At 54.2% G+C, this 7,646-nt stretch carries 7 protein-coding genes and 1 pseudogene; 6 read left to right on the top strand and 2 right to left on the bottom strand.

Annotated features, from left to right (window positions below; all coding sequences use genetic code 11):
* Positions 1 to 302 precede the first annotated feature (302 nt).
* The 4 genes from yqaB to luxS all read left to right on the top strand — a co-directional run bounded on the left by yqaB (position 303) and on the right by luxS (position 3,618).
* Positions 303 to 869 (top strand): fructose-1-phosphate/6-phosphogluconate phosphatase, encoded by a 567-nt coding sequence (yqaB, locus tag N6G83_RS53645; RefSeq protein ID WP_211136065.1) that lies wholly within the window; start codon positions 303 to 305, stop codon positions 867 to 869.
* Positions 866 to 1,294, top strand: coding sequence for a YqaA family protein (locus N6G83_RS53640; protein WP_211136064.1), 429 nt, complete (start codon positions 866 to 868; stop codon positions 1,292 to 1,294). The genes yqaB and N6G83_RS53640 overlap by 4 nt, the downstream gene beginning before the upstream one ends.
* A gap of 81 nt (positions 1,295 to 1,375) precedes the next feature.
* The gene (gene gshA, locus N6G83_RS53635; protein WP_065686947.1) at positions 1,376 to 2,938 is read left to right on the top strand and encodes a glutamate--cysteine ligase; all 1,563 of its coding nucleotides are present in this window, start codon (positions 1,376 to 1,378) and stop codon (positions 2,936 to 2,938) included.
* Between the two features lie 164 nt (positions 2,939 to 3,102).
* Entirely contained in the window at positions 3,103 to 3,618 is a 516-nt protein-coding gene (gene luxS / locus N6G83_RS53630; protein ID WP_021182180.1) for an S-ribosylhomocysteine lyase, read from the top strand.
* Between the two features lie 60 nt (positions 3,619 to 3,678).
* Here luxS and N6G83_RS53625 read toward each other — a convergent pair whose 3' ends face one another.
* Complete coding sequence (locus N6G83_RS53625; protein ID WP_065686946.1) at positions 3,679 to 4,968, bottom strand: HlyC/CorC family transporter; 1,290 nt, start codon at positions 4,966 to 4,968, stop codon at positions 3,679 to 3,681.
* Between the two features lie 64 nt (positions 4,969 to 5,032).
* Complete coding sequence (locus tag N6G83_RS53620; RefSeq protein ID WP_024530732.1) at positions 5,033 to 5,827, bottom strand: inner membrane protein YpjD; 795 nt, start codon at positions 5,825 to 5,827, stop codon at positions 5,033 to 5,035.
* Positions 5,828 to 5,993: 166 nt separating this feature from the next.
* On the opposite strand from N6G83_RS53620, the gene ffh reads away from it, so the two are divergent.
* Both ffh and rpsP read left to right on the top strand, forming a co-directional pair.
* Complete coding sequence (gene ffh, locus N6G83_RS53615) at positions 5,994 to 7,355, top strand: signal recognition particle protein (RefSeq protein ID WP_021182183.1); 1,362 nt, start codon at positions 5,994 to 5,996, stop codon at positions 7,353 to 7,355.
* Positions 7,356 to 7,569: 214 nt separating this feature from the next.
* Positions 7,570 to 7,646: pseudogene (rpsP, locus tag N6G83_RS53610) on the top strand (30S ribosomal protein S16); the annotation flags it as partial.

Genomic DNA, 7,646 nt, shown 5'->3' with positions numbered 1-7,646 from the left:
ATAATGTACCTATCGCGAGCGCTAACTTGTAGATAGATACAATATGGAAGGTAGCAATAAGGAGGATAATGTTGCACTGCAACAGCCCAACGGGTGAAGCGCTTGCGCTGAATAATCCTCCTGGATGCACCATATTATAGAGAAACCCGCTTCGGCGGGTTTTTCGTTTTCTGCTTTCCAGCTTCCGTCTTTGCTTCTTATAAGCTCTCTTCTACACCGCATTTTCCGTCATGCTCTGGCAGCGACAACCTTTCGGCTTTACGCTAAAGTAGCTTTCTTTGCTCAATGGTCATGGAGTCACGATGTACGATCGCTATCAGGGTCTGATCTTCGACATGGACGGTACCATTCTGGACACCGAGCCAACGCACCTCAAGGCGTGGCACCAGGTGTTGGCACGTTACGGAATGAAGTTTGATGCGGCCGCCATGACAGGGCTGAACGGCTCACCTACCTGGCGCATTGCTCAGGCGGTGATTGCCGCACATCAGGCCGATCTCGATCCTCATCAGTTGGCCGCCGAGAAAACCCGTGCGGTAGAAAGCATGCTATTAGACACGGTGCGCCCGTTACCGCTGATTGAGGTGGTGAAGTCTTACCATGGCCGTCGTCCCATGGCGGTAGGGACGGGCAGTGAGCACCGGATGGCGGAGATGTTACTGCGTCATTTAGGGCTGTTCGACTGCTTTGATGCCATCGTCGGGGCGGATGATGTTCAACGTCACAAGCCGGAGCCGGATACTTTCCTGCGCTGTGCTGAGTTGATCGGCGTGCCTCCTGAGCACTGTGTGGTGTTTGAAGATGCCGATTTCGGTATTCAGGCCGCCAGAAGCGCCAATATGGCCGTGGTGGACGTTCGCACGTTGTGAGTAGTACGCTGGCGGTCATGTCGCTGTTTGGCAGCAGCTTCCTTAGTGCGACGCTGTTGCCTGGCAATTCAGAGATCGTGTTGGTTGCGTTGTTGACCAACAGCAGCGCTTCACTAGGTTTACTGGTGCTGGCTGCAACGTTGGGAAATACCCTGGGTGGGTTGACCAACGTCATTATCGGGCGCCTGTTACCGGCGTTGAAACCACAACGCGGGCTGGAAACGGCTCTTGGTTGGTTACAACGCTTTGGCCCGGCTGCGCTGTTGCTCAGTTGGGTGCCGGTTGTGGGCGATTTATTGTGCGTGTTGGCAGGCTGGCTGCGCATGCCATGGGGCGCCGTTACGCTGTTTCTGTGTATCGGAAAAGCGTTGCGTTACATCATCTTGACGATGATTACGCTGCAGGGTATCGCCTGGTGGCATTAACCAAGTGAATATAACTCAATATTCTCTAGGGAGCGGATTCAGTATGCTTACAGCTATCGTTTTTAGAAGCGGGAGGTCAATTTGATCCCGGACGTATCACAGGCGCTTTCTTGGTTGGAAGCCCACCCTCATGCATTAAAAGGGATCCGGCGCGGTATTGAGCGTGAAACACTGCGGGTAACCGCGGATGGCACGCTTGCCAGCACGGGTCATCCAGAACAACTGGGGGCGGCATTAACGCACCATTGGATCACTACGGACTTTGCCGAGGCGCTGTTAGAATTTATTACACCGGTTGATGATGACCTCGATCACTTGTTGACGTTCCTGCGCGATATCCATCGTCACGTGGCGCGCAATCTGGGTGATGAGCGCATGTGGCCGTTGAGCATGCCGTGCTTTATCAACGCCGAGCAGGATATCGAACTGGCGCAATTTGGCACCTCCAACATTGGCCGGATGAAAACGCTGTACCGGGAAGGGTTGAAGAACCGCTACGGCGCGTTGATGCAGACCATTTCCGGGGTGCACTACAACTTCTCCCTGCCGCTGGAATTTTGGCAGGCGTGGGCTGGCGTTGAGGATGAAGAGAGTGGCAAAGAGCAGATCTCTGCGGGATATTTCCGCCTGATCCGCAACTACTACCGCTTTGGTTGGGTGATCCCATATCTGTTCGGGGCATCGCCAGCCATCTGTTCCTCGTTCCTCAAAGGCCGGGAGACCGATTTGCCGTTTGAGCGCAATGAACGGGGCATGTGCTATTTGCCTTATGCCACCTCGCTGCGCCTGAGCGATCTGGGCTATACCAATAAGTCGCAGAGCAATCTGGGCATTACCTTTAACGATCTGCAAACCTATGTGCAAGGTCTGAAACGCGCTATTGCGACGCCTTCAGAAGACTATGCCAAGCTGGGAGTGAAAGAGGGCGATCGTTATCTGCAACTTAACAGCAACGTGTTGCAGATCGAAAACGAACTCTATGCCCCGATCCGGCCAAAACGCGTCACCCACAGCGGTGAGACACCGTCAGATGCGCTGTTACGCGGCGGTATCGAATATATCGAGGTGCGCTCGCTGGACATCAACCCATTCTCGCCAATCGGTGTGGATGCGGTGCAGGCGCGTTTCCTGGATCTGTTCCTGGTGTGGTGCGTATTGGCGGATGCGCCAGAAATGAGCAGCGATGAGTTGCTATGCACTCGTAAAAACTGGAACCGGGTGATCCTGGAAGGGCGTAAACCAGGCCAAACCATTGGCATCGGCTGTAACGATACTCGTGAACCGTTGGATAAGGTCGGCAAAGCGCTGTTTGGCGATCTGAAGCGCGTGGCCGAAGTGTTGGATAGCGAAGCGGGCGATCGACAATATCAGCAGGTGTGTGAACAACTGGTGGCGGCGTTTGACGATCCGGAGCTGACGTTCTCGGCCCGTATCCTCAAGGAAATGAAAGCGCAAGGCACCGGTAACGTTGGCCTGGAACTGGCGGAAAAATATCGCAAAATGCTGATTGCGGAGCCGTTGGAACTGCTGACCGAAGAGCAACTCGCTCAGGAGCAGCAAGCCTCGTGGCAGCGCCAGCGCGACATAGAAGCCAGTGATACGCTAAGCTTTGAACAGTTCCTGAAGGAAAACGGCGGGGGCTGAAAAAGAAAAAGGCCACATCACTGTGGCCAAATACACATCTCTGAAAACAGTGATGATGATAACAAATGCGCGTCTTTCATAGATTAAGACCCGCAGGGTTGGAAAAGGTTTCATCGGTACGAAAAAAGTTTCGAAATAAATTCATTTTACCAAGAGGTGATGACATGCCACTGCTGGATAGCTTTACCGTAGATCATACTCGCATGGCGGCGCCGGCTGTCCGCGTTGCTAAAACCATGCAAACCCCTCATGGGGATACCATTACCGTATTCGATCTGCGTTTCTGTCGCCCGAATCTGGAAGTGATGCCAGAGCGTGGGATCCATACCTTGGAACATCTGTTCGCTGGCTTCATGCGAGACCATCTGAACGGCAACGGCGTGGAGATCATCGATATCTCGCCAATGGGCTGCCGTACTGGTTTTTATATGAGCCTGATTGGCGTACCGGAAGAGCAGCGCGTGGCCGATGCCTGGCAAGCCGCGATGGCTGACGTCTTGAAGGTGACTGACCAGCGCAAGATCCCTGAACTCAATGAGTTCCAATGCGGTACCTACCATATGCACTCGCTGGAAGAGGCGCAGGAAATTGCCAAGCATATTCTTGAGCACGGCGTGGTAGTGAACCATAACGAAGAGCTGGCGCTGCCGAAAGATAAGCTGCAAGAGTTGCACATCTAGATTCGGTGCAAAAACGCAGTGAAAAAAAGACGCGAAAGCGTCTTTTTCTTTGGCTTGTATCTAGTGGTTCTGCACGCTGGCCTGTAAGGATTTTATCGGCGTGACGCGCACCTGCTTGATCATATTGTCCTGCACGTCGAGGATATCAATATCATAGTGGCTGATGCGTACCCTGGTCCCGATGCTGGGGATCTCTTCCAGCTCTTCAAGCAGCATGCCGTTGATGGTTCTGGCCTCGGTGGCTGGCAGCGTCCAGTTGAAGGCCTTGTTCAGCTCACGCACGTTGGCACTGCCGTCGATCAGTACCGAGCCATCGCTCTGTGGATTGACTTCCTCCGCCAGCGTAGGTGACATTGAGGTGGTGAAGTCGCCGACGATTTCTTCGAGGATATCCTCAACCGTCACCAGCCCCTGGATATCACCATACTCATCGACCACGATGCCGACCTTCTCTTTGTTACGCTGGAATTTCACCAGTTGAACGTTGAGTGGCGTGCCCTCTGGCACGTAGTAGATCTCATCGGCCGCCCGCAGCAGGTTCTCTTTGTTGAACTCTTTTTTCTCGGTCATCAGCCGGTAGGCTTCGCGTACGCGCAGCATGCTGATGGAGTCGTCCAGTGAATCGCGGTACAGCACGATGCGGCCATGTGGGGAGTGTGTCAGCTGGCGCATGATCGATTTCCAGTCGTCGTTGATATCAATCCCGACGATCTCATTGCGCGGCACCATGATGTCTTCCACCGTCACCTTCTCCAGATCCAGCACAGAAATCAGCATGTCCTGATTACGGCGCGAAATCTTCGACTGGGACTCGTTTACAATGGTGCGCAGCTCCTCTTTGCTCAACGCGCCGCTGATACGTACGTTGGTGCGAATGCCGAAAATCCGCAGCACCAGGGTGGTAATGCCATTGAGCAGCCACACCAGTGGAAACATGACTTTTTGCAGCGGGGCCAGCAGGAAGCTGCTAGGGAAGGCAATTCGTTCAGGATAGAGAGCGGCAAAGGTTTTGGGTAACACTTCGGCGAACAGCAGCACAACAAAGGTCAGCACCCCGGTGGCGATTGCCACGCCAATATCGCCATACAGGCGCATCCCGACGATGGTCCCCAGCGCAGAGGCCAGGATATTGACCAGGTTGTTGCCAATCAGCACCAGGCCAATCAGGCGGTCAGGCTTTTGCAGCAGCTTTTCTACCCGGCGTGCGGCGCGGTTGCCTTGTTTGGACAGGTGGCGCAGACGATAGCGGTTGAGCGTCATCATGCCGGTTTCGGATGCTGAAAAATAAGCGGAGACCACGACCATAATCACCAAAATAAAAATGAGGGTCTCTGTCGAAACGTGCTCCAACGCGGTATTCCTTATGTTGGGGGAGAAGAGTGCCTCGGCGGGGCGATGGAGCGCCAGGCCAGACTTAGCGCACCATCATCAGTTCCTGGAGCAGGCGGCTCCCGAAGTAGGCCATGGTAAGCAGAAAAGAGCCGGCAAAGCTGAACCAGACCACGCGGCGGCCACGCCAGCCCTCGTGATAATGGCCCCACAGCAGCACGATATAAACAAACCACGCCATGATGGACAGCACGGCCTTATGCACGTTCTCTTTGCTAAACAGGTTGTCCATATACAGCAGGCCGGTACACAGCGTCAGCGTCAGCAGCACCACACCGATCTGGGTGATATGAAACATCTTACGCTCAATACTCATCAGCGGCGGCATATCGGCACTGAAACTGAGTTTTTTATGTTTCAGCAGGTAATCAAGCCAGGCGAGTTGCAGGGCGTACAGCGTGGCAATAATCAGAGTGGAGTAAGAGAACAGCGCCAGGCCGATATGCACCATCAGTTCCGGGCTGGCTTCCAGATGGGTGATAAACTCCCCAGGCAGAAAGCTGGCAAACGCCAGGTTAATCATTGCAAAGCTGTAGACGATCGGCAGCAGGAACCAGCCGCGATCGCGGGAGGCGACGTAGGTCATCACCGAACAGATAATCAGGCCAACGATGGAGCCGATGTTTAGCAGGCTGAGATTTTGCCCGGCGCTGACGTCAAAAATGCGCTGCTGAAGGGCAATGGCATGGCAGACCAGCGCCACCACGGCCGAGACCAGCGCCAGCCGACGGTATGCGCTATTCTTCCGCAACAAACTGGGAATGATCAGTCCAAGGCTGAGCAGGTAGGCCATCAAAGCCACAAGAGAGAATACTGGCATAGCGTTATTTAGCATCGGCATGGTTAATTGGAATGCCAGTATAACGTTGAGCGGCCCCTACTCCAACCAATCTCCAACGCTGAGGCAGAGATCGTTGTAGCAACGTGTTATAATCGCCGCAATTGTGTCGCCACTGCGGCCTGACTCTTACGTTGAGCATGAGACGATGTTTGAAAATTTAACCGATCGATTGTCGCGCACCCTGCGCAATATCAGCGGCCGCGGGCGGCTGACCGAAGAGAACATTAAAGAAACCCTGCGTGAAGTGCGTATGGCATTGCTGGAAGCGGACGTTGCGCTGCCGGTCGTGCGTGACTTCATCAACCGTGTGAAAGAGAGCGCGGTTGGGCATGAAGTTAACAAAAGCCTGACGCCGGGCCAGGAATTCGTCAAAATCGTCAAGAGCGAGCTGATTGCCGCGATGGGCGAAGTGAACACCGAGCTGAACCTGGCGGCGCAGCCACCGGCGGTGGTGCTGATGGCGGGCCTGCAAGGTGCGGGTAAAACCACCAGCGTGGCCAAGCTCGGCAAATTCCTGAAAGAAAAGCAGAAGAAAAAAGTCTTGGTGGTTTCTGCCGACGTGTATCGCCCTGCGGCGATCCGGCAGTTGGAAACCCTGGCGGAAGGTGTCGGCATCGACTTCTTCCCGTCAGACGTTAAAGAAAAACCGATCGACATCGTTAACCGTGCGCTGCAACAGGCCAAGCTGAAGTTCTACGACGTACTGATCGTCGATACCGCGGGCCGCCTGCACGTAGATGAAGCGATGATGGACGAAATCAAACAGGTACATGCGGCGATCAAGCCGGTGGAAACCCTGTTTGTGGTCGACGCCATGACCGGCCAGGATGCGGCCAACACCGCCAAGGCCTTTAACGAAGCGCTGCCGTTGACCGGCGTCGTGCTGACCAAGGTCGATGGTGATGCGCGCGGCGGTGCGGCGTTGTCTATTCGCCACATTACCGGCAAGCCGATCAAATTCCTCGGTGTGGGTGAGAAAACCGACGCGCTGGAGCCATTCCATCCGGATCGCGTAGCCTCACGTATTCTCGGCATGGGCGACGTGCTGTCGCTGATCGAAGATATCGAGAGCAAGGTTGACCGCGCACAAGCGGAAAAACTGGCTAGCAAGCTGAAGAAGGGCGATGGTTTCGATCTGACCGACTTCCTCGACCAGCTTAAGCAGATGCGTAATATGGGCGGTATGGCCAGCATGTTGAGCAAACTGCCGGGCGCTGGCCAACTGCCAGACAACGTCAAATCGCAGATGGATGACAAAGTGCTGGTACGCATGGAGGCGATCATTAACTCAATGACGCTGAAAGAGCGTGCCAAGCCGGAAATTATCAAGGGTTCTCGCAAACGTCGTATTGCGATGGGCTCCGGCATGCAGGTGCAGGATGTTAATCGGTTGTTAAAACAATTCGACGATATGCAGCGCATGATGAAAAAGATGAAAAAAGGCGGAATGGCGAAGATGATGCGTGGCATGAAAGGTATGATGCCGCCGGGCTTCCCAGGCCGTTAAAACCACGCCGCAGCAAGGCTGTGGCGGGTTTGCCGATTTACCGATCACGGTAAAACCTGTCCGAGAGCGTGATGGTGCAAAAACGAATTACCGGCAATCTACGCTTTAGATTGCTTTTTGCGCCAAAATGAGTAAAATTTTCGGGCTTTTTATATTGCAACCGGGCCCCGTCCCTCAATGGGGCCCGGCTGTTTTATTAACTAAAGAGGATGTTATGGTAACAATTCGTTTGGCACGTGGCGGCGCTAAAAAGCGTCCGTTCTATCAAGTAGTAGTGACCGACAGCCGCAA

The sequence above is a fragment of the Serratia sp. PL7 genome, from assembly GCF_945957435.1.
Note: the sequence above shows the minus strand (reverse complement) of the source record. Positions and strands in the feature narration are given on the sequence as shown.

Coding starts and splice junctions, on each gene's coding strand:
- N6G83_RS53620 (WP_024530732.1), bottom strand. CDS start 5,827: ATGCCAGTATTCTCTCTTGTGGCTTTGATGGCCTACCTGCTCAGCCTT.
- yqaB (WP_211136065.1), top strand. CDS start 303: ATGTACGATCGCTATCAGGGTCTGATCTTCGACATGGACGGTACCATT.
- luxS (WP_021182180.1), top strand. CDS start 3,103: ATGCCACTGCTGGATAGCTTTACCGTAGATCATACTCGCATGGCGGCG.
- ffh (WP_021182183.1), top strand. CDS start 5,994: ATGTTTGAAAATTTAACCGATCGATTGTCGCGCACCCTGCGCAATATC.